At 69.1% G+C, this 26,396-nt stretch carries 25 protein-coding genes; 21 read left to right on the forward strand and 4 right to left on the reverse strand.

From position 1 onward, the window contains the following. Nucleotides 1-28: 28 nt before the first annotated feature. Nucleotides 29-913, forward strand: a complete 885-nt coding sequence (locus Drose_RS13995; protein WP_260728623.1) for a metallophosphoesterase family protein — start codon at nucleotides 29-31, stop codon at nucleotides 911-913. Nucleotide 914: 1 nt separating this feature from the next. Here the strand turns inward: Drose_RS13995 and Drose_RS14000 are convergent, their stop codons facing one another. The 3 genes from Drose_RS14000 to Drose_RS14010 all read right to left on the reverse strand — a co-directional run bounded on the left by Drose_RS14000 (nucleotide 915) and on the right by Drose_RS14010 (nucleotide 2,177). Continuing rightward, nucleotides 915-1,157 carry a hypothetical protein gene (locus tag Drose_RS14000; protein WP_260728624.1) on the reverse strand — a complete coding sequence of 81 codons (243 nt, stop codon included), beginning with the start codon at nucleotides 1,155-1,157 and terminating at the stop codon, nucleotides 915-917. Beyond that, nucleotides 1,141-1,377: a hypothetical protein gene (locus Drose_RS14005; RefSeq protein ID WP_260728625.1), complete on the reverse strand. Its 237-nt coding sequence runs from the start codon at nucleotides 1,375-1,377 to the stop codon at nucleotides 1,141-1,143. Before Drose_RS14005 ends, Drose_RS14000 begins: the two co-directional genes overlap by 17 nt. Nucleotides 1,378-1,535: 158 nt before the next feature. Then, nucleotides 1,536-2,177: a GntR family transcriptional regulator gene (locus Drose_RS14010; protein ID WP_260728626.1), complete on the reverse strand. Its 642-nt coding sequence runs from the start codon at nucleotides 2,175-2,177 to the stop codon at nucleotides 1,536-1,538. Nucleotides 2,178-2,452: 275 nt separating this feature from the next. Here Drose_RS14010 and Drose_RS14015 point away from each other — a divergent pair, with 275 nt between their 5' ends. From Drose_RS14015 to Drose_RS14100, 18 genes are all read left to right on the forward strand, one after another. Next, nucleotides 2,453-3,517: an amidohydrolase family protein gene (locus Drose_RS14015; protein ID WP_260728627.1), complete on the forward strand. Its 1,065-nt coding sequence runs from the start codon at nucleotides 2,453-2,455 to the stop codon at nucleotides 3,515-3,517. Nucleotides 3,518-3,670: 153 nt separating this feature from the next. Next, the gene (locus Drose_RS14020; protein ID WP_260728628.1) at nucleotides 3,671-4,120 is read left to right on the forward strand and encodes a carboxymuconolactone decarboxylase family protein; all 450 of its coding nucleotides are present in this window, start codon (nucleotides 3,671-3,673) and stop codon (nucleotides 4,118-4,120) included. A 10-nt stretch (nucleotides 4,121-4,130) separates the two neighbouring features. Beyond that, a complete protein-coding gene (locus tag Drose_RS14025) occupies nucleotides 4,131-5,117 on the forward strand; it encodes a succinylglutamate desuccinylase/aspartoacylase family protein (protein WP_260728629.1) in 987 nt (328 codons plus the stop codon). A 9-nt stretch (nucleotides 5,118-5,126) separates the two neighbouring features. Further along, complete coding sequence (locus tag Drose_RS14030; RefSeq protein ID WP_260729714.1) at nucleotides 5,127-5,702, forward strand: amino acid synthesis family protein; 576 nt, start codon at nucleotides 5,127-5,129, stop codon at nucleotides 5,700-5,702. A 129-nt stretch (nucleotides 5,703-5,831) separates the two neighbouring features. Beyond that, complete coding sequence (locus Drose_RS14035) at nucleotides 5,832-7,283, forward strand: NAD-dependent succinate-semialdehyde dehydrogenase (protein WP_260728630.1); 1,452 nt, start codon at nucleotides 5,832-5,834, stop codon at nucleotides 7,281-7,283. Nucleotides 7,284-7,398: 115 nt separating this feature from the next. Then, nucleotides 7,399-8,100 (forward strand): GntR family transcriptional regulator, encoded by a 702-nt coding sequence (locus Drose_RS14040; protein WP_260728631.1) that lies wholly within the window; start codon nucleotides 7,399-7,401, stop codon nucleotides 8,098-8,100. Between the two features lie 173 nt (nucleotides 8,101-8,273). Beyond that, complete coding sequence (locus Drose_RS14045) at nucleotides 8,274-9,119, forward strand: p-hydroxycinnamoyl CoA hydratase/lyase (RefSeq protein WP_260728632.1); 846 nt, start codon at nucleotides 8,274-8,276, stop codon at nucleotides 9,117-9,119. Next, nucleotides 9,116-10,282 (forward strand): acyl-CoA dehydrogenase family protein, encoded by a 1,167-nt coding sequence (locus Drose_RS14050; RefSeq protein ID WP_260728633.1) that lies wholly within the window; start codon nucleotides 9,116-9,118, stop codon nucleotides 10,280-10,282. The genes Drose_RS14045 and Drose_RS14050 overlap by 4 nt, the downstream gene beginning before the upstream one ends. Before the next feature lie 267 nt (nucleotides 10,283-10,549). Beyond that, nucleotides 10,550-12,046, forward strand: coding sequence for an aldehyde dehydrogenase family protein (locus Drose_RS14055; RefSeq protein WP_260728634.1), 1,497 nt, complete (start codon nucleotides 10,550-10,552; stop codon nucleotides 12,044-12,046). 65 nt (nucleotides 12,047-12,111) lie between these two features. Then, nucleotides 12,112-12,690 carry an amino acid synthesis family protein gene (locus tag Drose_RS14060; RefSeq protein WP_260728635.1) on the forward strand — a complete coding sequence of 193 codons (579 nt, stop codon included), beginning with the start codon at nucleotides 12,112-12,114 and terminating at the stop codon, nucleotides 12,688-12,690. Nucleotides 12,691-12,998: 308 nt separating this feature from the next. Then, nucleotides 12,999-14,060, forward strand: a complete 1,062-nt coding sequence (locus Drose_RS14065; protein WP_260728636.1) for an ABC transporter permease — start codon at nucleotides 12,999-13,001, stop codon at nucleotides 14,058-14,060. Beyond that, nucleotides 14,050-16,053, forward strand: coding sequence for a dipeptide/oligopeptide/nickel ABC transporter permease/ATP-binding protein (locus Drose_RS14070; protein WP_260728637.1), 2,004 nt, complete (start codon nucleotides 14,050-14,052; stop codon nucleotides 16,051-16,053). Before Drose_RS14065 ends, Drose_RS14070 begins: the two co-directional genes overlap by 11 nt. Beyond that, nucleotides 16,050-17,090, forward strand: coding sequence for an oligopeptide/dipeptide ABC transporter ATP-binding protein (locus Drose_RS14075; protein ID WP_260728638.1), 1,041 nt, complete (start codon nucleotides 16,050-16,052; stop codon nucleotides 17,088-17,090). The genes Drose_RS14070 and Drose_RS14075 overlap by 4 nt, the downstream gene beginning before the upstream one ends. Nucleotides 17,091-17,117: 27 nt before the next feature. Continuing rightward, a complete protein-coding gene (locus Drose_RS14080; RefSeq protein ID WP_260728639.1) occupies nucleotides 17,118-18,728 on the forward strand; it encodes an ABC transporter substrate-binding protein in 1,611 nt (536 codons plus the stop codon). Nucleotides 18,729-18,827: 99 nt separating this feature from the next. Continuing rightward, on the forward strand, nucleotides 18,828-19,991 hold the full coding sequence (locus Drose_RS14085; RefSeq protein WP_260728640.1) for an FAD-dependent oxidoreductase: 1,164 nt from the start codon (nucleotides 18,828-18,830) through the stop codon (nucleotides 19,989-19,991). 34 nt (nucleotides 19,992-20,025) lie between these two features. After that, nucleotides 20,026-20,775: an isochorismatase family protein gene (locus tag Drose_RS14090; protein ID WP_260728641.1), complete on the forward strand. Its 750-nt coding sequence runs from the start codon at nucleotides 20,026-20,028 to the stop codon at nucleotides 20,773-20,775. Between the two features lie 25 nt (nucleotides 20,776-20,800). Next, nucleotides 20,801-22,078 carry a CaiB/BaiF CoA transferase family protein gene (locus Drose_RS14095; RefSeq protein WP_260728642.1) on the forward strand — a complete coding sequence of 426 codons (1,278 nt, stop codon included), beginning with the start codon at nucleotides 20,801-20,803 and terminating at the stop codon, nucleotides 22,076-22,078. Between the two features lie 833 nt (nucleotides 22,079-22,911). Further along, nucleotides 22,912-23,403, forward strand: a complete 492-nt coding sequence (locus tag Drose_RS14100) for an FHA domain-containing protein (RefSeq protein ID WP_260728643.1) — start codon at nucleotides 22,912-22,914, stop codon at nucleotides 23,401-23,403. Between the two features lie 76 nt (nucleotides 23,404-23,479). Here the strand turns inward: Drose_RS14100 and Drose_RS14105 are convergent, their stop codons facing one another. After that, nucleotides 23,480-23,803: a hypothetical protein gene (locus Drose_RS14105; protein WP_260728644.1), complete on the reverse strand. Its 324-nt coding sequence runs from the start codon at nucleotides 23,801-23,803 to the stop codon at nucleotides 23,480-23,482. Nucleotides 23,804-24,297: 494 nt separating this feature from the next. Between Drose_RS14105 and Drose_RS14110 the strand changes: the two genes are divergently transcribed. Together Drose_RS14110 and Drose_RS14115 are read left to right on the forward strand one after the other, a co-directional pair. After that, nucleotides 24,298-25,701, forward strand: a complete 1,404-nt coding sequence (locus Drose_RS14110; RefSeq protein WP_260728645.1) for an MBL fold metallo-hydrolase — start codon at nucleotides 24,298-24,300, stop codon at nucleotides 25,699-25,701. A 2-nt stretch (nucleotides 25,702-25,703) separates the two neighbouring features. Then, the gene (locus tag Drose_RS14115) at nucleotides 25,704-26,282 is read left to right on the forward strand and encodes a rhodanese-like domain-containing protein (protein ID WP_260728646.1); all 579 of its coding nucleotides are present in this window, start codon (nucleotides 25,704-25,706) and stop codon (nucleotides 26,280-26,282) included. Nucleotides 26,283-26,396: the final 114 nt, after the last annotated feature.

The following is a 26,396-nucleotide window of genomic DNA, read 5'->3' on the forward strand; positions in this document are numbered from 1 at the left end:
GCACCGGATCGCGGAACCGCAGGACGGCGTGGGCTCCGGCGTCTGTTCGCCGACGGCGCAGACGGCGGGGGTTCTGGGAACGATGTGCGGGGGCCATGTTGGGAGTATGCGAATCGCGGTACTTGCTGACATCCATGGAAACATGCCGGCTCTCGAAGCCGTCCTTGCCGAGGTCGAGGACAGCGGGGTGGATCGCATCGTTCTCCTGGGCGACATCGCTGGCGGCCCGATGCCCGCGCAAACACTGGATCGCCTGGCCGGCTTGGGTGACAAGGCCATCTGGGTCCACGGCAACGGTGAGCGGGAACTCCTCGCCGGGCTCGATGGCAGGGTGCCGGCCGGGCCGGCCGGCGACACCGTGGCAGCCTGCGTCCCGCTGCTCGACCAGCGGCATCGCGACTTGATGACCGCTCTGCCGATGACCGTCAGCCTCCCCGTCGACGGTCTGGGACCGACGCTGTTCTGTCATGCGACGCCCCGCCGCGACGATGAGCTCATCCTGGTCGACTCGCCCATCTCCCGGTGGGAGCGGGTCCTGGAGGGCATCGACGAGCAGATCGTCGTCTGCGGACACACCCACATGCCCTTCGATCGTCTGGTCAACCAGCGGCGGGTGGTGAACCCGGGCAGTGTCGGCATGGCATACGGCCCTGCTGGTGCTTACTGGGCCGTCCTCGGCCCGACCGTCGAACTGCGACGCACGACGTACGACGTCCACGCCGCCGCCGAGCGGATCATCGCCAGCGGATATCCTGACGCCGCCGGCTGGGCCAGCGCGTACGCGCTGCGGCCGTATGGTGATGTGGCAGCGTTGGAGGCGTTCACAGCGATCATCGCCGCGGAACCGGACGCGGTGCGCAGCGACACCGGGTTGACAGACGACCGACCGGCTGAACTTCGTGGCCTTGGTTGATCTACAGGACCGCAGGCCGACAGGTGAGCAGGTGGCGGCGGACCTTACCGCTGGGGTCGGCGCGAAGACGGTCGGCCCGTGCGGTGAACGTGTCCGGGTCGAGGGTGGCGACGGCCCGCTCGACGGAGGCGGCCGGCTCGACGGTGGCGAGCAGGCGCAGGCAGCTCGCGGCGACCGCGGTGTCATCGCCGCGGGCGCCGGCCCACAGGGCGGCTCGGCCGGCCGGGTCACCGTCGATGAGCAACTCGCCGATGGCGCGCGGCTCGGCGGCGCGCGCCGAGGCCCTCAATCAGCGGGAGGAGCCGCGCGAGCAGGGCGCCGTGGCCAACCGTGAGCCGGGCGCGCACCGCGGCGATGGCCTGGAGACGGACGGGGTCGACCGGGTCGTTGAGGCGCAGCAACAGGAACGGCAGCCGGATGGCGATGCGGCTGCCCCGCTTGCGCAGGATAGTCAGCGCCGCCAAGGCGCCGCCCCGTATTTGCCGGTGTGTTGATGCCTGACGGGGGAGGAACGATGCGCCGGGTCATGCTTGTTCTCGCGACGACCGCTCGAAGGCATCGCTCGACATCCCCGACCCGCATCTGAACGTCGAACGGGTGTCATGGGGACAACGCCGGTCCGCTAGGCCGATCCGGTTTTGAGGCCATACTCGGGGTGTTCCGCGAGCACCCGCAACGCCACGGCACCCGCGGCGCTCACGTGCTTCCTCGCGGCTTCGGCCGCCGCCTTGGCGTCCCGCCGTGAGATGGCCTTCAGGATCTCGCTGATCTCGCTTGCCGACTCCTTGACCCGACCCGGAGCGGTCAACGAGAAGCTGCGCAGCAGGGCAATGCGCGCGTGTAGCATCCGCAGGATCTCGAACGCCGTCGTCGTGTGCATGCACAGCGTGTGGTAGAAGGAGTCCTTCAGCACCCGCAGCTCGCTGATCGGCAGCGAATCGGCACGGGCTTCCAGTTGCTCGCAGATGCCGGCCAGGCGCTCGATGTCGGCCTCGGACGCGTGGAGGGCGAACTTGCTCGCGGCCAGGCCCTCGATCCCGGCGCGGATCTCATAGAGCTCCTCGGCCTCCTCCCGCGTCGGTACGGCCACATACGTTCCCTTGTGGGGAATGGTGCGGATGAGCCCTTCAGCTTCAAGCTTGCGCAGGGCCTCACGGACGCTCGTCCTGGAGGCTCCGGTCAACTCGATGAGCTCGCGCTCGATGAGCCGTTCGCTCGGCTTGAACTCAAGATCCGTGATCGCACGCCTGAGGTTGGCGATCACCTGCTCCCGGACGGGTGCAGTGGGCGGGATGACGCGCAGGGTCGATCCGGACACGGGGCCTCCTTATGACGCAGTGATGTGCATCGTAGCCCGTAGGATTGTCATCTTGACGGTTGTACGACGGTCTGGTCATAGTATGTCATACAGTCAGTCAAGGGCATGGGAGCCTCGAGGTGCGCGTCGCAGTGGCTGGTGAAGGCATCGCAGGGCTGTCCCTCGGCACCATGCTCGCGATGCGGGGACGGACGATTCCAGTCCACTCGGCCGAGTAGAAGGTGGCGATTCCGATAGCTGAGACGACGCACGGGGAAGCGGCTGAGGCGACGCCCGGGCACCTGGATGTCCACGCGCACATCCATCCTCCACGGTTCACCGCGGCGCTTGAGCGTCTTGCCGGCGGCGATCCGTCCGGGGGTCTGGACCGCTTCCTCGCCGACGCGGCCGAGAAGGGTGCCCGAGCGGCGGTTTCCCCGACCGCTCGCTTCATGTACGCACCGCTCGAAGAGCGGATCGAGCTGCTGGACCGCGGCGGCATCGCGGTCCAGGTGCTGAGCGCCGGATCGTCGCTGGCGGTCCCGCTGCCCGAAGAGGCGAACCGTGCGCTCGTGGCCGCCTGGAACGACGCCGTCGACGCGGAGATCCGCGAGTTCGACGGCCGGTTCCTCATGTTCGCGTCGCTGCCCTTCCCGCATGTCGAGGCGGCCCTGGACGAGCTCGAACGGGTGGGCGACCGCGCTTCCGTGGTGGGCTTCACGATGAACTCGCAGATCCAGGGACGAGCACTGGCGGACGAGGCGTGGAAGCCGGTATTCCGAGCCTGGAACGAGCGGTCGGCCGTGGTGTTCTGCCATCCGAACGGCTTCCGTTGCGGTCCGTTCGAGCCCCGGTACCTGACGGTCGACGTCGGAACCCAGTTCGAGGACACGTTGACCGGTCTGCAACTGGCCGAGTCGGGGTACCTCGACGAGTTTCCCGACATTCGCTGGATCGTTCCCCACCTCGGTGGGACGCTGCCATTCGTCATCGGCCGCGTGGACGAACACTGGGAACGCGACGCCCCGACGCGTCAGACGGCCCTGAAACCCAGTGAATACCTGAACCGGCTGCTGTTCGACACCGCGGGCCACGACGCGTTCGCGGTCAAGGTGGCAGTCGAGCGGTTCGGCGTGGACAAGTTCCTGTTCGGAAGCGACTTCCCGATGGTGCGGCCCGAGCAGTTGCCGGAGCTCCTCACCGAGACGTGTGGCGCCATCGAGCAGCTCGGAGCCGATCCGAACACCTTGCTCGCCACCGCCAGGCGAGCACTCGGACTCGATGCGCTGGGCGCCGAGACGGTGTGAAACGCCCGTCATCGCACGCGGGGGACTGAAGATGTGATGACCGATGAGTGATCAGCGTATTGACAGACAATCAGAGGTCATATTGTATGATGTCATAGCGGTCGGGCCCACGGATCCGAGGGCTCTCAAGGTGCGGGGATGGTTGAGCGAGAGATGACAGACATGGTTGACGGCGGCTCGCGAGAGCTCGGCATGACCGTGCGCCGGCAGGTCCTGGGCGACGAGTACGTCGATGCCGCCATGGGCCGGCTGACGGAGTTCAGCGGTCCGCTGCAGGAGCTGATCCTCGAGTACTGCTGGGGGACGATCTGGACCCGTGACCACCTCGACCGGCGCACGCGGAGCCTCGTCAACCTCGGCATCCTCACCGCGCTGAACCGTCCCCACGAGCTCCGTATCCACACCCAGGGCGCGCTCAACAACGGATGCACCACCCAGCAGATCCGGGAGGTGCTCCTGCAAGCCGCGATCTATTGCGGTATCCCGGCTGCCGTGGACGCCTTCCGCGTCGCCGGCGAAGTCGTCGAGACGGCGCACAGGCACAACGGCAGTGGCGACGGCGGCGCCGTCACCACGTCCGAATCACCGGAACACGAAAGGTAGGCCAAGGCAGATGCAGTTCGAGGAGAAAGACTGGTTCGAGGGGACTCCCGGGACCAAGGAGTCGTTCGCCATCCGACTCGGTGAGATGCCGAACGGCCTGCCGTACCTTCTTCCGGTGATGGTGCTCAACGGGGCCACCGACGGGCCGACGTTCTTCGTCAACGCGGCCATGCACGGCGACGAGATCCTGGGCACGGAGGCGGTGCGGCAGGCGTGGAAGCTCATCGAGACCGACCAACTCCGCGGTCGTGCCGTGATGATCCCCATGGCCAACCTCGCCGGCGTCGGCACCCGCACCCGCCGGAACATCATCGAGATGTATCCGGGTCCGCACGACATGAACCGCGTCTTCCCCGGTAACCCCAAGGGCATCATGACGGAGCGCATCGCCGCTACGATCATCGAGCGGTTCGTGAAGCCGGCGGAGTACACCTTCGACATCCACTGTGCCTCCGTCGGCGGTGAATGGCTGCCCTACGTGACCGTGCCCACGCCGTCGTCGGAGGGCCTGAACGCCGAGCAGGTCAGGGCGGCGAACGAGATGAGCCGGGCCTGGGGAACCCCCCTGGTGATCGAGGGCCACGTCATCCCGGGATCGCTCGTCGGCGAGGCCTTCAAGCTCGGCAAGGTCGCCGGCATGGTCGAGTTCGGCGTCGCGAACTTCAGCAGCCGCGAGGAGCGGGTCTGGGGCCGCACGGGCGTGATGAACCTGCTCAAGGGTGTCGGGATGCTCGAAGGCGAGCCTGTCATCGACCGCGAGCAGATCACCATCACCACCCAGACGCGGATCCTGACGGATCGCGGTGGCTTCCTGCACCGGCGCGTGGAGACCGGAGCACAGGTGAAGGAGGGTGAGTCCATCGCCGTCCTGATGAGTCTCGACGGCGAGGAAATCGACGAGTTCAAGGCACCGCACGCGGGCGTGGTGTGCCGGATGAACACCATGGGTGTCGTCGGCACGGGTGACATCATCGCCTATGTCGGCTCAGGTGACTGAGGCGTGTCGATGTTGGAGATCCGCAAGGCCATCACCGTGATCGAGCACCTGCACCGTGAAGGTGACCGTGTGGTCGATCCGCCGATCCGCTCGGTCATCGCCGCGGCGGTGCTGACCAATCCGTGGAGCGGCCGCGGTTACGTCGAGGACCTCCAGCCGGAGATCGTGGCGGTCGCGCCGATGCTCGCGGATTGTCTCGTCCCGGCCTGCGTCGAGGCCATGGGCGGCCCCGACAACATCGAGGCGTACGGCAAGACGGCGGTGGCGGGCCTCGACGGCGAGGTCGAGCACGCCTCCGCGCTCATCCACACCCTGCGTTTCGGCAACGTCTTCCGGCGCGCGGCCGAGGGAACCAGCTTCCTGAGCTTCACCAACAAGCGTGGGCCGGCCGGTTGCCAGATCACGTTCCCCCTGGTCCACAAGACCGACCGGAGCCAGCGGTCGCACTTCTTGACGGTCGAGACGACGATCGCGGATGCGCCGCGACCGGACGAGATCGTGGTCGCCATCGGTGCGGCGTCGTCCGGCCGGCCGTTCGCGAGAATCGGCGACCGGCACCGTGACATGGAGCTGGGCGCCGTCTGACCCCCGCCTTCCTACGCGTCGATCTTGCAGTTGTGGTGCCTAGCAAACCCGGACATTCAGGGAGCGTCTCGGCACCACGACTGCAAGATCGACAAGGGTAGAGCCGTCAACGTTGGAAAGGAAACCGGCATGACCGTGCGGGAGCTGGCCAAGCTTCCCACCGGCCTGTTCGTCGACGGCGGCTGGAGGCCGTCCATCGGTGAGCAGGTCCTCCCAGTCGAGGATCCGTCGACCGGCCGCGAGCTGGTTTCCGTCGCGAGCGCGACGCCAACCGACGCGCTGCACGCCGTGGACGCCGCGGAGCGAGCGGCCGGTGCCTGGGCCGCGTGTGCGCCACGGGAGCGGAGCGAGATCCTCCGGCGGGCGTTCGACCTCATGCTCGAACGCAGCGCCGAGCTCGCGGTCGTGATCAGCGGTGAGAGCGGGAAGGCGCTGGCAGAGTCGCGGGCCGAGGTGCGCTACGCGGCGGAGTTCCTGCGGTGGTACGCCGAGGAGGCGGTCCGTGTCCTGGGCGAGGTGGGGACCGCGCCCTCGGGTACCAACCGGATGCTCGTGACCCGACATCCGGTCGGCATCGCGGTCTTCGTCACGCCCTGGAACTTCCCGGCGGCCATGGTGACCCGGAAGTTGGCGCCGGCCCTGGCCGCGGGATGTACGTCGGTGCTGAAGCCGGCTCCGGAGACTCCGCTCACGGCGCTCGTGCTCGCGGACCTCCTGGCGGAGGCCGGCGTGCCCGCAGGGGTCGTCAACGTCCTCCCCACGGCTGACGCCGCAGGTGTGGTGGAGACGTTGCTCGCCGACCGCCGGGTCCGTGCGCTCTCGTTCACCGGCTCCACGGCGGTGGGCCGACTCCTCTTGGCCAAGGCCGCGCGCAATGTTCTGCGGTGTTCCATGGAACTCGGCGGAAACGCCCCGTTCATCGTGCTGGAGGATGCCGATCTGTCCCTGGCGGTCGACAACGCGCTAATCGCCAAGCTTCGCAACGGCGGCCAGTCCTGCACGGCCGCCAACCGATTTCTCGTCCACGAGCGTGTCGCCGACGAGTTCGCCCGGCGACTCGCGGACCGGATGAGCGGGACTGTGATGGGCTCCGGAACGGACCCGGGCGTCGAGCTCGGCCCATTGATCAGCGCGGCTGCGCGCGCCAAGGTCGCCGAACTCGTCGAGGACGCGCTGGCGCGGGGAGCCAGATGCCTCACCGGTGGCCGGACACCGGACGGTGCGGGCTACTTCTATCCGCCGACGGTCCTGGTCGATGTGCCCCCCGACGCGCGCATCGTGCGCGAAGAGGTCTTCGGCCCGGTGGCCCCGATCGTTCGGTTCAAGACGGCGGACGAAGCGGTGCGCGTCGCGAACGACACCGACTTCGGGTTGGTTTCCTACCTGCACACCCGGGACCTCGGCCGCGCCCTCGCCGTGACGGAGCAGCTCGAGGCGGGCATGGTGGGCGTCAACCGGGGCATGGTGTCCGACCCGGCAGCGCCCTTCGGCGGCTGGAAGCACAGCGGCCTCGGCCGAGAAGGCGGACGCGACGGGATCCTGGAATACCTCGAGACGAAATACACCGCCATCGAGTGGTAGGGCCAGGGCCGCGCACAGGCACTCGGACGCAGCTCACAGGCCCCTTGACCGCCTATCAAATGACCGTATGATCGTCTCGTGTGATCATCCAGTACGACGAGGAAGGGGAGACTCCGTGGCGTCGGACTCGTCAGTCAAGGACTCATCACTGAAGGTCGTCAGCGGGGCGTCCTCGGTGCGCCGTCAGGTGTACGAGAACCTGCGTCAGGCCATCCTCGAGATGCGCATCAAGCCCGGCCAACGGCTGACCGAGCGCGACCTCATCGAGATGACCGACGCGTCGCGCACGAGTGTGCGCGAGGCACTGCGCGAGCTGATCGCGGACGGCATCGTCAAGACGGTTCCCTACAACCGTCACATCGTGGCGATCCCGACGCCGGACGAGGCGCGCGAGCTGTATGAGGTGCGCGGCGCGCTGGAAGCCCTCGCGGCGCGACGGTTCACCTCCGCCGCGTCGGACGAGGAGGTCGCCGGCCTGCGCAGCGCCGTCGAGAACTACGGGTCGGCCAGCTCGGTCACCGACCGGCTCGCGACGAAGGGCGAGATCTACCGCATCCTCGGCACGTATGCGCCGGTCGTGTACACGGTCCTGCACACCCTCAACGCCCGCGTCGCGATGCTGCGCACGATGTCCCTCACGGCCCCTGGGCGCCACGAGGAGTCGGTGCGTGAGATCAACACGATCCTGGCCGCGATCGAGGCCAGGGACCCCGAGGCGGCGGCGCGCGAGTCGCTGGCTCACGCCGACCAGGCGTGTGCCGTCGCCTTGCGACTGCTGAACGAGAGCCCGTGGGCTGTCGGAATCAACTGGGAGTGATCGTGCAACGGCCAGGCGCGGGCGCGTCCTGGGCGACGACCGCGTAGACGGCCAGGACCGGCGCGCGGACGATCGGGAGCCCGCCAGCCCGACATCAGTGAACACCACCGACCACCGCTACCGACACCACTGACGCGCCGCGTCGCCACACCTACGGATTGATTGGGGAAGTTGTGTCTGATTTCGAGTCGAACTACGAAACCGTGCTGGTGGACCAGCGCGACGACGGGGCGACGTGGATCACCTTCAACCGCCCTGAGAAGCGCAACGCGATGAACCCGACCATGCACTACGAGATGGTCGACGTGCTGGGCCGCCTGGAGGCCGACGACCGGACGCGAGTGCTGATCTTCACCGGCGCGGGCAACTCCTGGGTCGCCGGCCAGGACATCGAGGAGTACTTCCGGCAGCAGGACAACGACCCCGTGAGCCTCGCGGCGTCGAGCCGGGCCAGCCAGGAGTGGCGCTGGCGGCGGCTGTGGACCTACCCCAAGCCGACGATCGCGATGGTCAACGGCTGGTGCTTCGGCGGAGGCTTCACCCAGCTCACGGCGTGCGATCTCGCGATCGCGGCAGACGAGGCGAAGTTCGGTCTCAGCGAGGTGAACTGGGGCATCCTGCCGGGCGGCTACGTCAGCCGGGCGATCAAGGAGGTGCTCGGCTACCGGGACATCATGCGCCTCATCCTGACCGGCGACCCCATCGACGGCAAGGAAGCCGAGCGCCTCGGCCTGGTGAACAAGTCGGTGCCGCTCGCCGAGTTGCGCGACGAGACCGAACGGCTGGTCGCCAAGCTGCTGGAGAAGAACAGTGCGGTCTTGAACGCGACCAAGCAGGCCTACAAGTTCGTCAAGGACATGGGCGTGCTCGAGGCCGAGGAGTACCTGAAGGTCAAGCAGATCGCGCTCCGTGCGACCGACCCCGAGAAGGGCCGGGACAACGGGACGACCCAGTTCCTCGACGACAAGACCTACCGTCCCGGCCTCGGTTCGTACGACCGGAAGGTGGCGCAGTTATGACCTCCGACGAGCAGGGGCTTTTCGAGCTCCCACCAGAGCTGAAGAGCCTGCGCTCGGCGGTTCGCGAGTTCGTCGCGCGCGAGCTGATCCCGCTCGAGGCGACTGTCGCGCCACAGCAGATCACGCGGGAACAGAAGGACCGGCTCCGCGGCATCATCGAATCGATGGGCCTGTGGCAGCTCGACCTGTCCGAGGAGTTCGGCGGCCCAGGTCTGGACCTGCTCGCGCGCTGCGTGGTGTACGAGGAGGTCGGCCACACGACGGTGGTGCCGATGCGTGGGCTGGGTTGTCTGTTCGGACCGCGGGTCGGGCCGATCCTCGAGCAGTGCACCGAGGAGCAGCGCGAGCGCTTCCTGTACCCGGCGATCCGCGGCGAGCTGAAGGTGTGCTTCGCGCAGACCGAGTCCGAGGCCGGCTCGGATCCGTCCGCGGTTCGTACCCGTGCGGTGCGCCGCGGGGACCACTACGTCCTCGACGGATCGAAGCGCTTCATCACGGACGCGTGGCAGTCCGACTACGCGCAGGTGCTGTGCCAGGTCGAGGCCGAGGACGGGCAGTGCACGACCGGCATGCTCATGGTGGATCTGTCCTCGCCCGGTGTGACACACGGTCGTCGCGAGTCGACGATGATGGGCGACGCGCCGTCCGAGCTCGTGTTCCAGGGCGTCCGCGTCCCGTCCGGCAACCTGCTCGGCGGCGAGGGCGGCGGGTTCGCGCTGAGCCAGCGATGGCTCAGCGAGGGCCGGATCAAGCGACAGGGCGCGTTGTGCCTCGGCATCGCGCAACGCGCGCTGGACCTGATGGTCGACTACTCGCGGGAGCGTACGACCTTCGGCCGGCCGCTGCGCGACCGCCAGGCCGTGCAGTTCATGGTCGCCGACTCGACCATGGAGCTCGAAGCCGCCCGGCTGCTCGTGCACTCGACCGCCGCGAGGTTCGACCGCGGCGAGGACGTACGCAACGCCAGCTACATGGTGAAGATCACCAGTGTCGAGACGGCATGCCGGATCGTGGACCGCGCTCTTCAGGTTCACGGCGGAGTCGGCCTGACGCACGAACTGCCGCTCGAATACTGGTACCGCCAGACGCGCAGCATGCGCATCACCGAAGGAGCCCACGAGGTCCTGCGCTCCACACTCGGACGCAACCTCACGAGGAAATAGCCGCACCACCCGAACGCAGGTCGCCCGCCGGTAACGCCAGGACCGGGTCGACCGCCGCGAGCCCGCATGTGCGCGGACATCGCCGTCCGCTCGACGGGAACACCGACAACGACTCTCAATGGACACCGTACCACGGCCAGATCCCCGTCGGTGGTTAGGGCATCGTCGAGGACGAATCGGTGGCCGGCCGAGCCAGGGCTCGGCCGGCACATCGGGCACGACATGCTCGGCGGCGCCCGACCGGGTCAACAGAAGGAACTCGCACTCATGACATACATCTCAAGCTCGAAGGTCGTGCACAGCACCGACGACGGTGACGTGCCGTTCGCGCCGATGTTCCACTCCGGGACGTGGCAGGAGGGGCAGTCCGGTCGCCGGCTCGCCGTTCACGAACCGGCGACCGGGGTACTGCTCGGGCAGGTGCCGGACGCGACCGCCGCCGACGTCGCCGCGGCCTATGCGTCAGCCAAGCGCGCGCAGGTGGGCTGGGCCCGCATGGCACCGTCCGAACGGGGCAAGCTCCTGCACCGCGTGGCGGACGCCATCGAAGGCTCGCTGGAGGACCTCGCTCGGCTGGAGGCGACGGACTCCGGCAACCCTGTCACGGCAATGCGTCGCGACGTCGCCAAGGGCGCGGAGATCTTCCGCCACATGGCGGGCCTGGGCTATCTGCTCAAGGGCGAGGTCATCCCGATCTCGACCGAGGGACTTCACTACACCCGCCGGTATCCCTACGGCGTCGTGGCTCGGATCGTCGCCTTCAACCATCCGTTCCTGTTCGCGTGCGGGCGGGTCGCGTCGGCACTCGTGGCGGGCAACGCCGTGCTGCTCAAGCCGTCCGAGCACACCCCGTTCGCCGCCCTCGCACTCGCGCGGATCACCCAGGACATCCTTCCCCCCGGAGTGCTGAGTGTCCTCACCGGCGGCGCGGAGCTCGGTGCGGCGCTCACCTCGCACCGCGGCATCGAGCGGATCTCGTTCACCGGCAGTGTGCGCACCGCCCTGAAAATCTCGGAGCAGGCCGCGCGGAGCGGGCACGTGAAGTCCATGAGCTTCGAGCTCGGCGGCAAGAACCCGATGGTCGTCCTCCCGGACGCCGACCCCGAGAAGGTCGCCGCCGCGGCGGTGCGGGGCATGAACTTCATGGCGGTCCAGGGCCAGAGCTGTGGCTCGACGACGCGGCTGTTCCTGCACCGTGACATCGCGGCGCGAGTACTCGAGCACCTCGTGCCTCGGGTCGAGGCGATCCGGCTGGGGCGCCCGGACGACCCCGACACCGAGATGGGCTGTCTGATCAGCCATGAGGCGCGGGACCGTTGCCTCGGGTTCATCGAGCAGGGCGTCCGGGACGGTGCCCGCGTCCTCGCCGGTGGTTCGGTGCCCGACGACCCCGGCCTCGCAAGCGGGCCGTACCTCCGGCCGACGGTGCTGGTCGATGTCCCGGACACCTCTGTCTGCGCGACACAGGAGATCTTCGGACCGGTGCTGAGCGTGCTGGAGTGGTCCGACCTCGACGACGTCGTGGAACGCGCGAACTCCCTTCCGTACGGCCTGACCGCGGCGGTGTGGACCGACGACATCCGCAGCGCTCTGCGAGTCGCCGACGCCCTGGAGTCCGGCTACGTGTGGATCAACGACGTGGAGTTCCGTCACTACGCCGTGCCGTTCGGAGGCTGGAAGGACTCGGGTATCGGAGACGAGTACGGCCTGGACGAGCCGATGTCGTTCACCCGCAGCAAGACGATCGTCGCCACGTATTCCTAGTGCGGCCACCGGCGCGCGTGCGTCGGCGGCCGCGTGGATCACACCTTCGACAGGAGCTGTTGTACATGTCGCTCGAGATTCGCAAGATCGTCTCTGTCACCGAGGACCTGCACCGGGAGGGCGTTCGCGAGGTCGCCCCACCGACCCACTCGGCGATCGTGAGTGCGGTGATCCGCAACCCGTGGGTAGGCATGGGATTCGTCGAAGACCTCGACCCCGTGATCCAGGAGGTGGCACCGCGGCTGGCTCGGATCGTGGTGCCCGAACTCGTGCGCATCATGGGTGGCCCCGAGAACATCGAGGCCTACGGCAAGTCGGCGACCGTCGGCCTCGCAGGTGAGGTCGAGCATGCGTCCGCGCTCATTCACACCTTGCGGTTCGGCAACGTTCTTCGCGACCAGGCCGCCGGCACCAGCTTCCTGAGCTTCACGAACAAGCGCGGTGCGGCCGGCGCGACGATCACGATTCCCCTGGTGCACAAGACGGACCGTGCCGAGCGCTCGCACTTCCTGACCGTCGAGACGGTGGTCCCGGACGCGCCGATGGCCGACGAGATCGTGGTGTCGATCGCCGCGTCGTCGGCCGGAAGGCCGTTCGCCCGGATCGGCAACCGGCGCCGCGACGTCGAGGTCGGCGCGGTCTAGCCGGCACTCCTCGCAGTCCGGCCCATCAGCTCGTCCCGACCCGCTGAACGGAGGCGCAACATGTGGTTCGACACCGCGGGCTACGGTCCGTCGGCGGTCCGGTTCGCGATCGGGGCGTCGAGGCTCGTGTTCGGCGCGAACCATCTCGAAGACGCTGTCGACCGGTCGCATGCCTGTGCCGGTGACGCGGAAATGCAGCGCGCGCATCCTGTCCGCCAACGCGGCCGAGCTTTGCGCTGTGCAGGCACCGATGGGCCGAACGGCCGGGTTGGCCGTGATGGTCGCCCATACAGGAAGAGGTGACGGCGATGTCCGTGACTACCACTACGACGGCGGCGGGCGTGCCGCGCAACACGTCGACGCAGAGCAAGTACGTGAGCTACCTGCTCGCCACCCTCAGGTTCACGCTGTCGAGGATTCTGCAGGCGGTCGGCCTGGTGTTCGGTGTCGTCGCCGTGATGTTCGTCCTGATCCGCATGGCACCGGGGGACCCGGTGCAGGCGATGGTCGGTGACTTCCCCGTGCCCGACGAGTACCGGGCCCAGATCGAACGTCAGTACCACCTCGACGACTCCCTGCTCGTCCAGTTCCTCGCCTACCTCCGCAACATCCTGCGCGGCGACCTCGGGTACTCGTACGCGAGCCACCAGTCCGTGCGGGACCTCATCCTCGACCGCCTTCCCGCGACACTGCTGCTCACGGTCGCCGGTTTGGCGGCCGCGGCGGTCATCGGCATCGTGGTCGGGACGTGGAGCGCCGTGTCGAGCCGCCGCAGTACGAGGGCCTTCCTCGACACCACGGTCCTGTTCGGCTTCTCGATCCCGACGTTCTGGCTCGGCGAGATGCTGGTCCTGCTGTTCGCGCTCAAGCTCGGCTGGCTGCCGAGCGGCGGCATGTCCGACCCGCGCGCGGAGACATCCGGACTCGGGTCCCTGCTGGCGGTCGGTCCTTACCTCATCCTGCCCGCCGCGGCACTCGGCATTCGCGAGCTCGCCGCGACGGCCCGGATCGCGAAGGGCTCGACGATGGGAGTCCTCAGCGAGGACTACATCGTGACGGCGCGCTCGAAGGGCTTGTCGACCGCGGCGACGATTCGCGGGCACGTACTGCGTAACGCCGCGCTGCCGATCATCGCCTCGCTCGGCTACCGAGTCGGGCTCGCACTGGCCGGTGCGGTGACGATCGAGGTGGTGTTCTCGTGGCCGGGGATCGGCCGGTTGCTGTACCAGGCGATCATCGCGCGTGACAACAGCGTCGTCGTCGGCGTGATCCTCGTCATCGCGATCCTGGTGATCGTCGCCAACCTGCTCACCGAGCTGCTGTACCGCGTGATGGACCCACGTATCAAGGGAGCACGTCATGGCCGCTAGCACGAGCGCGCTCCGCGCTCCCCGGAAAGCGCGGCGGCTCGCGTGGGCCGGCAGTCTACGGTCCGGCTACGGTCTGGTCGGCTCGGTGACGCTCGGCATCCTGGTACTGGTCGCGGTCTTCGCCCCACTGCTCGCACCCGAAGACCCGCACGCGATCACGTCCGAGTTCCTCAGCCCGCCGTCGGGCGCCCACCTGCTCGGCACCGACCTCGTCGGGCACGACCTGCTCAGCCAGCTCGTCTACGGCGCTCGCGTGACGCTGCTCGTCGCGGGCACGGCCGCCGTGATCTCGTTCGGCCTCGGCGTGCTCGTGGGCAGCGTGGCCGGCTACTTCCGCGGCCCGGTCGACACCCTGCTGATGAAGGTCACCGAGTTCTTCCAGATCATCCCGAGCCTGGTGTTCGCGCTCGTCTTGGTCGCGCTCATGGGGTCACACCTGTGGCTGGTGACGCTCGCCATCGGTCTGACGATCTGGCCGCAGCAGGCGCGCATCGTACGAGCACAGTTCCTCACACTTCGCGAACGCGAGTTCGTGCAGGCGTCCCGGGCGCTGGGCTTCTCGGACCGGCACATCATCTTCCGTGAGATCTACCCGAACGCGCTCGGGCCGGTGTTCGTGCAGGCAACGCTCGACGTCGGGGTCGCGATCCTGCTCGAGACCGCGTTGAGCTTCCTCGGTCTCGGTGACCCCAACAAGGCGAGCTGGGGACAGATGCTCTTCGGTGCGCAGGCACACCTCGAGCGGGCCTGGTGGCTGGCCTTGTGGCCCGGCGTGGCGATCGCGCTCACCGTGCTCGCTGTCAACTTCGTCGGCGACTCGTTGAGCGAGTGGTTCAACGCCCGCTCGGACGTCGGTCGCGTCAGCCTGCAACGGCACAAGCCGTCCGTCCGCGCGGACCGGCCGAACGGCGGGCGACCCGACGTCGGTGCCGACGGCCGGTCCGCACAGGCCGAGTCCGCGCGGGCCGAGTCCGCACAGCCCGAGAACCCGTTGCTGCGCGTCGACGACCTCACGGTGCACCTGAGACGCGGTGCGAAGGTCGTCCGGGCCGTGGACCACCTCGAGTTGGCCGTGCGGCCCGGTGAGCGGGTCGGGCTCGTCGGCGAGTCGGGTTCGGGCAAGTCGATGTTCTCGCGGGCCGTCCTGCAGATGCTGCCCTCAGCGAACGTCGAACGGTTCAGCGGCGCCATCGAGCTCGCCGGCGTGGACCTGATGCGGCTGGGTGAGGACGCCATCAGGGGCGTCCGTTCACATGACCTGTCGATCGTCTTCCAGGATCCGATGACGTACCTGAACCCGACGATGCGGATCGGTCGTCAGATCGGCGAAGCCATGGCCGGGTGCACTGGGAAGGAGCGGCGCGAACGGGTTCGCGAGATGCTCACCGCGGTCGCCCTGCCCACGACCAACAAGTTCCTGCGTCAGTACCCGCATGAGCTCAGCGGCGGGATGCGGCAACGCGTCATGATCGCGATGGCGCTGGCCAGCCGGCCACGGCTGCTCATCGCGGACGAACCGACGACTGCCCTGGACGTGACCGTGCAGGCGCAGGTGCTGCGCACCATCGTGGCGGTACACGAGGCGCGGCAGATGGCCATGCTCATCATCACCCATGACCTCGCGATCGTCGCGGAGGTGTGCGACCGCGCGTACGTGATGTACGGAGGGCAGATCGTCGAGGAGGCGCCGGTCGGCCGGCTGTTCAGCGCGCCGCGCCACCCGTACACGCAAGGACTGATGGCCAGCATGCCGGGACGGGCGCGGCACGGCACCGGTGAACGGCTCAGGGGATCGGTGGTCGACCTGACGAACGTCCCGACCGGATGCCGGTTCGCGGCCAGGTGCAAGCTGGTCCACGATCGGTGCGCCGAGGCACCACCGTTGGTGCGCGTCGGCGACGAGCGGGTGCGCTGCTGGCTCTTCAGTGACAACTCCGAACGTCACGACCACGCCGACGGTTCGGCGAGGCAACTGGAAGACACCGGATCATGACGACACCACTGTTGCGGCTCGACAACATCTCGAAGACGTTCGAGCGCAGATCGATCTGGAGCGCCTCACGCACTCCCGCGTACGCGGTCCGGAACGTGAGTCTCGACCTGCACGAAGGACAGACCATCGCCCTCGTGGGCGAGAGCGGGTCCGGCAAGAGCACGCTCGGGCGGCTCGCGATGAACCTGATGAACCCCTCCGAAGGCGCCGTTCGGTTCCGCGGCCGCGCGGTCAGCGAGCTGTCGGCGTCCGGCCTCGCGGTGTTCCGGCGCACCATGCAGATCGTCTTCCAGGACCCGTCGGCGGCCTTCAACCCGCGCCGGACGGTGTACGCGACACTCGCACAGCCGCTCCAGCTACACACCGACGCGTCGGACGCCACGATCAGCAAGCGCGTCGACGAGCTCCTCGACACGGTGGGCCTCAACCCCCCGGCCGCGTTTCGAGACGCACTGCCGCATCAGCTCAGCGGTGGCCAGCGCCAGCGGGTGATGATCGCGCGGGCGTTGTCGGTCAACCCGACGTTCGTGGTCGCCGACGAGCCGTTGTCGGCGCTCGACGTCACAGTGCAGGCGCAGATCCTCGACCTCCTGCTGCTGCTGCAGCGTGAACGCGGCATCGGCTACCTGCTGATCACCCACGACCTCGCGCTGGTCGGAGAGGTCGCCGACCAGGTGGCGGTGATGTACCGCGGTCGCGTCGTCGAGTACGGACCGGCGGCGAAAGTCTGTGCCGCACCAGGCCATCCCTACACCCGGCTACTGATGGCCTCGACCCTCAGCGCGGATCCGGCCAACCGTCGGATCATCGGTGGCGGGCCGGTTCACCTGCCGATCCGCCCACCCGACACCGCAGGAAGTGGCTGTAGCTTCGCCGCCCGATGCCCTCTCGCGGAGGAGCACTGCGCGGTCGAAGTGCCCGTACTGCGGAGTAGCGGGGATCCCGAGACCCAGGTGGCGTGTCACGTCACCAACCGTGGCGCACAGCACGTCGCTCCTAGCGGTCCCCGCGTCGAACGTCACCAGATCGGCCAATGAGCAGCACCTTTCCGAAGAGAGGAATTCATGGCTACGCACTACAGGAAGTTACGCACACTTGCTGTCGCTGTAACCTTTGCGACACTGCTTGCCGGAACTGCGTGCACCTCTGGCAGCGGGGACGGTCAGAAGCAAGGCGCCGGCAAGAACACCCTCGTCGTAGCGATCAACGACGACCCGACCAACCTCAACCCGATCCTGTCGACGTCCCCGAGCACGATGACCGTGTCCAACGTCTGGGCAGAGGGCTTGTGGTACCTGGACGGAAACTTCAAGCCGGTGCCGGTGCTCGCCGAGTCGTGGGACATCGGATCGGGCGGCAAGGAGGTCACGCTGCATCTTCGCAAGGGTGTGACCTGGCATGACGGAAAGCCGTTCACCTCCGCCGACGTCGTCTTCACGCTCACCAACACGGCCAAGCTGTCCGCACGTGCGGGCTCCTTCCTGGCCGCGCTGGACTCCGTGAAGGCCGTCGACGAGAACACGGTGAAGATCACGCTCAAGCAGGCGTACGGGCCGATGTTCGCGGTGCTCGACGAGCGCATCCTGCCGATCCTGCCGGCGCATGCCCTGTCCGACGGCGACGTCACCAAGAGCGCGTTCAACACCGCTCCGATCGGCACCGGTCCGTTCAAGGTGACGGACTGGCAGCACGGCCAGTCGATCACCGCGGTGGCGAACCCTTCCTACTGGCAGAAGGGCAAGCCGAGCATCGAGAAGGTCGTCTTCAAGATCATCCCGGACGAGGCCTCGATGACCAACGCGATGCGCACCGGCGAGATCGACGTGATCGGGAACGCGATCCTCAACGGCAACACCAGCAAGACGCTGGCGGAGGCCGGAGTTCCGGTGACCAAGCTGCCCGGCACGCCGGCGCTCAAATACCTGTTCCCGAACACGAAGAACCCCATCCTCGCCAAGCCTGAGGTGCGCAAGGCGCTGTACGTCGCGATCGACCGGGCGGCGATGATCAAGGCCGCGTTCGAGGGCTACGCCGAGCCGGCGACCGGCATGATTCCCGACGCGTACGCGGCGCTTCGGGACGGCGGCACCAACTACGACACGCTGTTCGCGCACAACACCGAGGCGGCCGCGAAGATGCTCGACGAGGCCGGATACCCGGCCAAGAACGGCTCACGGTTCAAGCTGTCGCTGCTCTACTCGCCGTCGACGCACGGCGCGGAGAGCGTGGCCCAGATCATCAAGGCCAACCTCGCCAAGGTGGGGGTCACGGTCGAACTGCAGTCGCTCGACCAGCCGACGCTGCTCGCAAAGGTCTACAAGGACCGCACCTTCGACCTGGCGCACATCGGCTACTCGACGTACGAGGACCCGAACCTCGGCATCGATCGCGCGTACCGGTGCGACGACTCGGGCAAGGCGTACCAGAACCCGACAGGGTACTGCAGCGCCGAGCTGGACAAGCTGCTGACAGATGCGGCCGCGCAGGTCGAGAACCCGCAGCGGCAGGCGCTGTACCGGCAGGCACAGGCGATCGTGACGCGTGACCTGCCGGTCTTCCCCCTTGCGGTGGTCCCGAAGTACGAGGCGTACTCCAAGCGGATCCAGAACGTCGAGGCGGAGTTCGACTTCTTCGGCAGCGGCGACCCGACCTGGGCCCACGCGACGTTGAAGTGACCGGCTGAGCCTCGGGCCGCACGGTCGGGGTGAGTCTCGACCGCGCGGCCCGACAAGCCAGCACCAGCGATGAGCGAGCGACGAGTGAGTGGGGTTGACATGGCAGGCGAACGGCACGCCGAGATCTGCGGCGCAGGGCTCGCGGGTCTGACCACGGCTACCGTCCTGGCGCGGGCGGGGTGGTCGGTGTCGGTGCACGAGCGAGCCGACGAGATCCGCGAGGTCGGCGCAGGTATCTACCTGAAGAACAACCTGCTGTCCGTCCTGGAACACCTCGGCGTCGCCGAGCAGGTGCGCACCGGCGGTATCGTCCTCGAGCGGTCACAGATGCGTGACGGCCGCGGGGCGATCCTGCAGGACCACGACCTCGCGGACCATCGGCGCACCTGGATGTGCCCGCGGGAAAACCTCATCCGGGCCTTGGCCGGCGCCGCGCGGCAGGCGGGTGTCGAGGTGCGGCTGGGGTCACGGGTGGTCGCGGCGCGGCCCGAGGGCGTGGTCCGCAACGAGCGCGGTGAGACGTTCGAGGCGGACGTCGTCATCGCGGCCGACGGTGTCTCGTCGGCGGTCCGGGAGTCGCTCGGACTGACCGCGCAGTACCAGCGACTGGCGACGGTCGCGACACGATACCTGTTGCCGACGCGGAGTGTCTGGCCCGAGCCGATCACGGCGATGCACTGGTCGGGACGCCGGCGAGTGGGCGTGGCGGCCGCCTCGCGGGACCAGACGTACGTCTACATGATCTGTCCGACCGACGACGGCCGCGGCGTCACGGTACCGGTCGACGTCGCGAGCTGGAGTGCGTCGTTCCCCGCGCTGGATGCGATCTTCAAGGAGATCGAGCGCGGCGGGTCGGAATCGATCCAGCACCAGTACAACATCGTTCGATGCTGTCGATGGGTCGCCGGTCGGGTCGCGCTGGTCGGCGACGCCGCGCACGCGCAACCGCCGACGCTGGGGCAGGGTGGCGGTCTCGCGCTGGCCAACAGCTACGCCCTCGCCCAACACCTCGTGGGGAACCCCGGCCGGGACGTCACCGACGTCCTGCGGTCCTGGGAGCGCGAGTGCCGACCGCTCACCGACCGCACCCAGCGGTGGGCGATGGGGCTCGACCGCATCACGAACCGGTGGCCGACGGCGTTGCTTCCACTGCGCACGGGACTGCTGTGGGTGATGGGCCGGTCGTCGTTCATCCAAGGGCGCATGCGTGCCGCCGAACGATTCGACGGCACCGTCCGCACCGCGCGGGCGCGGCTGGGGTGAAGTGTTGAAGTTCGAGAACTCTGGAGCGGCTGAGATGGCAGTGTGGGACGAGTTCGTCGGGGACGCCGACAAGGCGATCTATGAGCGGGCGGGCATCGGCGCGCGGGTCGGCCGAGGTAGCCGGCCCGCAGTGATCATCATCGACGTCACCTACAGCTTCTGCGGCCCGGGTCCGCGGCGGCTGCCCGCCGCGGACCCCGGACCGGCGGATGAGGTGTCCGCGCATCATCACGGAATCGACGCGTGGGACGCCGTTCGCGCGACCGCCGACCTGCTCGTCGAGGCCCGGGCCAGCGCCGTGCCGGTCTTCTACACCGCCGGGATCGACTACCGTGCCGACGGTCGCGACGCCGGCCGATGGCGGGACAAGACCCCGCGCCTGGTATCGGACTCGGTCCGGCGAACCGAGGCCGGCGACTACTCCGGCAACGAGATCGTCGCGGAGCTACGTCCGTCGGACGGCGACTTCGTGATCCGCAAGGCGAAGCCGAGCGCCTTCTTCGGAACGCCGCTGCAGGCGTACCTCACCGACCACATGGTCGACACCCTGCTCATCTGCGGCGTGACGACGAGCGGCTGTGTGCGCGCGACCGTCATCGACGGGTTCTCGCACAACTACCGCGTGAACGTCGTCGAGGAGTGCGTGTTCGACCGCTGCCGGCCGGTCCACGCGATGAACCTGTTCGACATGGACCGCAAGTACGCCGACGTGACCTCCGTGGCATCCACCGTGGAGTACCTGCGGTCGTTGCGTGGCGGCGAGCATCCGGCGGACGCGTCGTGACCGGCCGACTGGGAGGGCACCGCCGATGACTGGTATCCCACAGGGATCGCCGGCGACGCAGCCGGTTCCGCTCGCGGGGCTGCGCGTCGTCGAGCTGGGCCGGTTCGTCGCGGCACCGTACGCCGCGCGGCTGCTCGGCGACCTCGGCGCCGACGTCGTGAAGGTGGAGGGGGTGGCCGGCGACCCGTTCCGCACGTTCGTGCAGGGCCGGCCGGGCGGTCTGAGCTCGAGCTTCACCGCGTTGAACAGGAACAAGCGCTGCCTGGCGGTGGACCTGTCGACCGAGCTGGGACGGCGCGCGGTCGCGGACCTCCTCCGCCGGGCCGACGTGTTCATCGAGAACTCCCGCCCGGGAACGATGGACAAGCTCGGCCTCGGCTACGAACAGGTCCGAGCCGACAATGCTCGGCTCGTCTACTGCTCGATCAGCGGGTTCGGCGAGACCGGTCCGTACGTGACCCGGCCCGGCTACGACATGATCGGCCAGGCGGTCAGCGGCATGGCGAGCCAGCTTCTGGACCCCGAGGCGCCCCAGGTCGTCGGCCCGAACCTCGCCGACTCGATCACCGGCCTCACGGCGGCGTACTCGGTGCTGGCGGCGATCCACGCGCGTGCCACGACGGGTGAGGGCCAGCGGGTGTCGCTCAACCTGGTCGGGAGCGCGCTCGCGTTCCTCGGCACCGAGGCACAGCGGTACCTGGACACGGGGGCCGTTCCCGGTCACCTGACCCGGCCTTCCAACTCGCTGTCGTTCGTCCTGCGGTGCCTCGACGACCGGCTGCTGGCGATCCACCTGTCGTCGCCGCCCAAGTTCTGGACCGGCCTGCTCGACGTCATCGCACGCCAGGACCTCGCCACCGACCCGCGGTTCGATACCCATCACCACCGGCAGGCCCACTACCTGGAATTGCGTGAGGTGCTGGCACCGATCATCGGGCAACGCACCGCCGCCGACTGGACGGCCGGGCTCGTGGCGGCAGGTGTCCCGTTCGCGCTCGTCAACGACATGCGCCAGGTGTTCGAGGACGAACAGGTCCAGGCGCTCGGCCTGCTGCAGACCATCGGTGCCGGTACGGGCGACGAGTTCGCGACGGTGGGTGTGCCGGCCCAGTTCAGTGCCAGCCCCACCGAGCCGATGCTGCCGCCGCCGCGCCTGGGCGAGCACAGCGTGCAGGTGCTGCGAGCGCTCGGGTACTCGGCTCGGACGGTCGACGCGGGCATCGAGTCCGGGTGCTTTCTGACGGCGAGCCCGGCCGCCGGCTCGACCAGTGCCGCGCCCTCCGTGGCGGTCGTCAACGGCTGATCGCCGTCGACCGCGGCCCGTGCCCGGACCGCGGCGCCGAGCGCGAGTTCGCGGTCGTCGGCGTCGATGGCGTTCACGTCGGCGGGGTGGGCGCTGCACCGCCCACCTGCGGCGCGGATCTCCTCAGCGACCCCTGTCGAGCTTGTGGGCGGTACGTCCGACGAGGTGCACGTTCGTACCCGTCTCGGCCAGGGTCAGGGGCGGCGGCCCGCCCATACCCTGGCCGGCGCCGACGATGACGGCGGTTCGGGTGGCTGCCGCATGACGGACGGATCGTGTCCGATCCTGGCGGCTCCGATCCAGCGCAGACAAGGACCGGCCGAAGCGCACGGGAGTCGGGCGACCAGTCTCATGATCTTGGAGCGTTTTTGCAGCCAGGAGTGCAAAAACGCTCCAAGATCATGAGCGGATGGGGTTGCCTCCGCGATGCGCGTCGAGGGCTCGCGACCGGCCGCCGGTGACGGTGAACGGACAGGGGCCGTAGTTTTTTCGTCAAGGCATCTACCGGCGGCACCGGTGCCGGACCCATCATCGGACGACTATGGGTTCGTACCCGCGGCTACGGGGGAGTGGGTGTCGTGGCGCTGAAGTCCGCCGAGCTCGCCAAGGTGCGGTCGGTCAAGACGATCCGCGTCTCGAAGGAATGAGGCCGACCGCCATGGTCGTCTGCCCCGAAGGCCGCGAGTCCGCCGCCCTGGACTACTGCGACGAATGTGGCGGCCGGATCGGCGCCGCGAACCCGTCCGCCACGTCGGCGAACGTCCCCGACGGGTCGTGCCCGGACTGCGGGACGCCGCGTGGAGGCCGGTTCTGCGAGGTCTGCGGACGCGATTTTGTGCTGGCAACCGGCGCGGCCGCCACCACGGGGGCGGCCCTCGAGGCCGCCGAACTGTCTCCCGGCCCGGTGGCGCCCCTGTCGGGGGTGGCAGTTCGTCGCCGTCGCCGACGCTGAGCACCACGGCCGGATCGGCGGCGAGATCCCCTTCCCGGCGTTCTGCCCCGATCGGCGGTTCGTCCTGACCGGGACCCGGCTGCTGACCGGCCGGCGCAGCCGGTCCCGAGGCATCGAGCCGGACGTCGACCTGTCCGGCCCGCCGGAGGATCCGGGCGTCTCGCACGCCCACGCCATGCTGCTGGCCGGGGCGGACGGTGGGTGGAGCGTCGTCGACCTCGGCTCGGCCAACGGCACCTATCTCAACGACGGCACCGACCCGATCGAGGCCGACCGGGCGCACCCGCTACGCGGCGGGGACCGGCTCCACATCGGCGCGTGGACCACGCTGATCCTCCAGGCGGCTGCCGGATCGTCAGGAGCGCGACCGTAGGGACGGCGCGCGATCGGGACCGTCGAGCAGCGTCACGGTGAGGCCCACGGAAGTCACCGTTGCGACCTGAGGCGGATCACCCGGCATCGCTCGGCGGTGGGGTGCGCATCCACCGCTGGCCGCGGCCGAGCAGCGCGCCGAACGCCACCGGCAGCGTGGCGCTGACCACCGCCGAAACCACGCTTCCTGCGAGCGGTAGGAGGGTAACCGTCATGGCTGCCGCGAGGGTGGTCATTGCCAGGGCGGCCCACCGAGCCGTGACGAGTGCCGCGCAGAACGCCGCTGTCGTGGCCATGACGAGGATCCGGGCGGCGCCGTTGTGGGCGGGGACGAACGCGCCGGCCGCCACCGCGCCCGTGACGAGGGTGAGACAGCCGGCGAACGCACCATGATGGGACACAGACCTATCGCAGCAGGCCGCGGCGGCTCCGCCAAGGCGCCTTGACGATATCCATACGGTCAGCACGCCGCGGCGGCCGGGAGTTTCAGCAGGGAGACCTTGGCGCCCGCCGGAACCGACGGTGCCGACACGCTGTCGGGCGGTCCCGGTAGCCGGCAGGCAGAAGGCAATGACAACCGGCAGCGGTGTCGTCGTACACCTTGACCGCCTTTAGGTGCCGCGACGCCGCCGAAGGTGACGGTCCTGACGCGCCAGCTTATACCCCCTGGGGTATATTGGCGCCGGAGGCGAACGTATGCCCCATAAATACCCCCCGGGGTATAGTGGGAGGAGGTGTGTGATGACCGTCCGCGAGATCAATGTCAGGGAGCTGCGGGCACTCGGCAGCCGGTGGCGCGCAGGCATGGCTGAGGGCCGGCAACCGGTGGTCCAGGGTGCCGACCGCCGCTGACGCCGGCGGCAACGCCCGGCAACAACGAAAGGTGACAATCGGAATGACGATCGACGTGGAGGTCGTGGAGACCTCGTCCCTGGGCGACCGCAGCTACCTGGCCCATGACGGGCAGGTGGCGGTGGTGGTCGACCCGCAGCGCGACATCGACCGCGTCCTGGCGCTGGCCGGCCGGCTCGGCGTGCGCATCACGCACGTGGTGGAGACCCACCTGCACAACGACTACGTCTCCGGAGGGCTGGCCCTCGCGAAGGTGGCGGGCGCGGCGTATCTGGTGGCGGAGGCCGACGAGGTGGCCTTTCATCGGGTGGCGGTGACCGACGGCGACGAGGTCGTCGTCTCGGAGCGGATGCGGCTGGCCGTGGTGGCCACGCCGGGACACACGTTCCACCACCTGTCGTACGTGCTGCGCGGCCCCGACGGGCCCGTCGGGGTGTTCACCGGCGGGTCGCTGCTGTTCGGGACCACCGGCCGCACCGACCTGCTCGGCAAGGAGTATGCCCATACCCTGGCCCGGCACCAGCACGCCTCCGCCCGCCGGCTGGCCGACCTGCTGCCCGACGGCGCGCAGGTGTGGCCCACCCACGGGTTCGGCAGCTTCTGCTCGGCCACCCAGTCCGACGCGTCGGAGTCCACCATCGGCCGGGAGCGCTCCGCCAATCCGGCGCTGCGGCTGGAGGCCGACGACTTCGTCACCACGACACTGGCCGGGCTGGACGCCTACCCCGCGTACTACGCGCACATGGGCGCCCGCAACGCCGACGGCGCCGGCCTGATCGACCTGACCCCCGTCCAGCCCGCGAACGCCGACGAGCTGCGCACCCGGATCGCCGCCGGCGAGTGGGTGGTGGACCTGCGCTCTCGCAAGGCGTTCGCCCGCCAGCACCTCACCGGCACGCTGAGCTTCGGCCTGGACGGGCCGATGTCCACCTGGCTGGGCTGGTTGGCCCCGTGGGGCGCCCCGATCACGCTGTTGGGGGAGTCACCGGAGCAGGTCGGCGACGCCCAGCGCGAACTGGCGCGGATCGGCATCGACCGCCCCGCCGCCGCGGCCACCGGCGCCCCGGAGCAGTGGGCCGGCGACGACGCCGCCCGGCTGGGCGAGCTGGCCACCGCCACCTTCGCCGACCTGGCCGCCGCCCGCACCGGTCGTCCCCCGCATGGGCTGCCCGCCCCCGACGTCGTGCTCGACGTGCGCATGGGTAACGAATGGCGCGCCGGCCACGTCGACGGCGCGGTGCACATCCCGCTGCCCGACCTGCCGCACCGCCTCGACGACGTGCCCGGCGGGGTGATCTGGGTGCACTGCGGATCCGGCTACCGGGCCGCGGCCGCCAGCAGCCTGCTCGTCCGCGCCGGCCGCCGGGTCGTACACATCGACGACGCCTACGCGAAGGCCGCCGAGGCGGACCTGCCCATCGTCACCATCGACAAGGAAGACGCCTGATCGTGGACAGCACCACCAGCATCCTGCCCGCCGACGACCTGCGCCACCTCGTGGAATCCGGCGGCGCGCCCCGGCTCGTCGATGTGCGCACCCCCGGCGAGTTCGAGACCGCCCACATCCCCGGCTCCTACAACGTCCCCCTCGACCTGCTGCGCGAGCACCGCGACGAGCTGCGGGCCCACCTCGACGAACAGGTCGTCCTGGTCTGCCGTTCCGGACAGCGCGCCAGCCAGGCCGGACAGGCCCTCGCCGCGGCCGGGCTGCCCAACCTGCGCGTGCTCGACGGCGGGATGACGGCGTGGCAGGCCGCCGGCGGGCCGGTCAGCCGCGGCCGGGCCCGATGGGACATCGAACGCCAGGTCCGGCTGGTCGCCGGCTCGATCGTACTCGTCGCGGTCCTGCTCACCGTGGTGGTGCCGCCGGCGAAGTGGATCGCCGGGCTCATCGGCGCCGGGCTGACCTTCGCCGCGCTGTCGGGCACCTGCGCGATGGGGATGCTGCTGGCCAAGCTGCCCTACAACCGAGGACCCCGCACCGACCTGGACAGCGTCATCCGGGCGTTGGCCGCCGACCGGCCGTGACCGTCACGACGTCGTCCACCGCCACGGCCGGGCGCACCGGCCGCGGCGGTGGACGCACCCCGAAACCGGCCGTCCACACCCGGCAAGCCGCCGCCGGCGACGAGATGGTCCCGC

It is taken from the genome of Dactylosporangium roseum, from assembly GCF_025264685.1.
Lineage (GTDB): Bacteria > Actinomycetota > Actinomycetes > Mycobacteriales > Micromonosporaceae > Dactylosporangium > Dactylosporangium roseum.

What these genes read in the sequence shown, in the direction of transcription:
- Drose_RS14020 (WP_260728628.1), top strand. Translation starts at nt 3,671, where the DNA reads ATGACAGACATGGTTGACGGCGGCTCGCGAGAGCTCGGCATGACCGTG.
- Drose_RS14025 (WP_260728629.1), top strand. Translation starts at nt 4,131, where the DNA reads ATGCAGTTCGAGGAGAAAGACTGGTTCGAGGGGACTCCCGGGACCAAG.
- Drose_RS14030 (WP_260729714.1), top strand. Translation starts at nt 5,127, where the DNA reads ATGTTGGAGATCCGCAAGGCCATCACCGTGATCGAGCACCTGCACCGT.
- Drose_RS14035 (WP_260728630.1), top strand. Translation starts at nt 5,832, where the DNA reads ATGACCGTGCGGGAGCTGGCCAAGCTTCCCACCGGCCTGTTCGTCGAC.
- Drose_RS14050 (WP_260728633.1), top strand. Translation starts at nt 9,116, where the DNA reads ATGACCTCCGACGAGCAGGGGCTTTTCGAGCTCCCACCAGAGCTGAAG.
- Drose_RS14055 (WP_260728634.1), top strand. Translation starts at nt 10,550, where the DNA reads ATGACATACATCTCAAGCTCGAAGGTCGTGCACAGCACCGACGACGGT.
- Drose_RS14060 (WP_260728635.1), top strand. Translation starts at nt 12,112, where the DNA reads ATGTCGCTCGAGATTCGCAAGATCGTCTCTGTCACCGAGGACCTGCAC.
- Drose_RS14065 (WP_260728636.1), top strand. Translation starts at nt 12,999, where the DNA reads ATGTCCGTGACTACCACTACGACGGCGGCGGGCGTGCCGCGCAACACG.
- Drose_RS14070 (WP_260728637.1), top strand. Translation starts at nt 14,050, where the DNA reads ATGGCCGCTAGCACGAGCGCGCTCCGCGCTCCCCGGAAAGCGCGGCGG.
- Drose_RS14075 (WP_260728638.1), top strand. Translation starts at nt 16,050, where the DNA reads ATGACGACACCACTGTTGCGGCTCGACAACATCTCGAAGACGTTCGAG.
- Drose_RS14080 (WP_260728639.1), top strand. Translation starts at nt 17,118, where the DNA reads ATGGCTACGCACTACAGGAAGTTACGCACACTTGCTGTCGCTGTAACC.
- Drose_RS14085 (WP_260728640.1), top strand. Translation starts at nt 18,828, where the DNA reads ATGGCAGGCGAACGGCACGCCGAGATCTGCGGCGCAGGGCTCGCGGGT.
- Drose_RS14090 (WP_260728641.1), top strand. Translation starts at nt 20,026, where the DNA reads ATGGCAGTGTGGGACGAGTTCGTCGGGGACGCCGACAAGGCGATCTAT.
- Drose_RS14095 (WP_260728642.1), top strand. Translation starts at nt 20,801, where the DNA reads ATGACTGGTATCCCACAGGGATCGCCGGCGACGCAGCCGGTTCCGCTC.
- Drose_RS14110 (WP_260728645.1), top strand. Translation starts at nt 24,298, where the DNA reads ATGACGATCGACGTGGAGGTCGTGGAGACCTCGTCCCTGGGCGACCGC.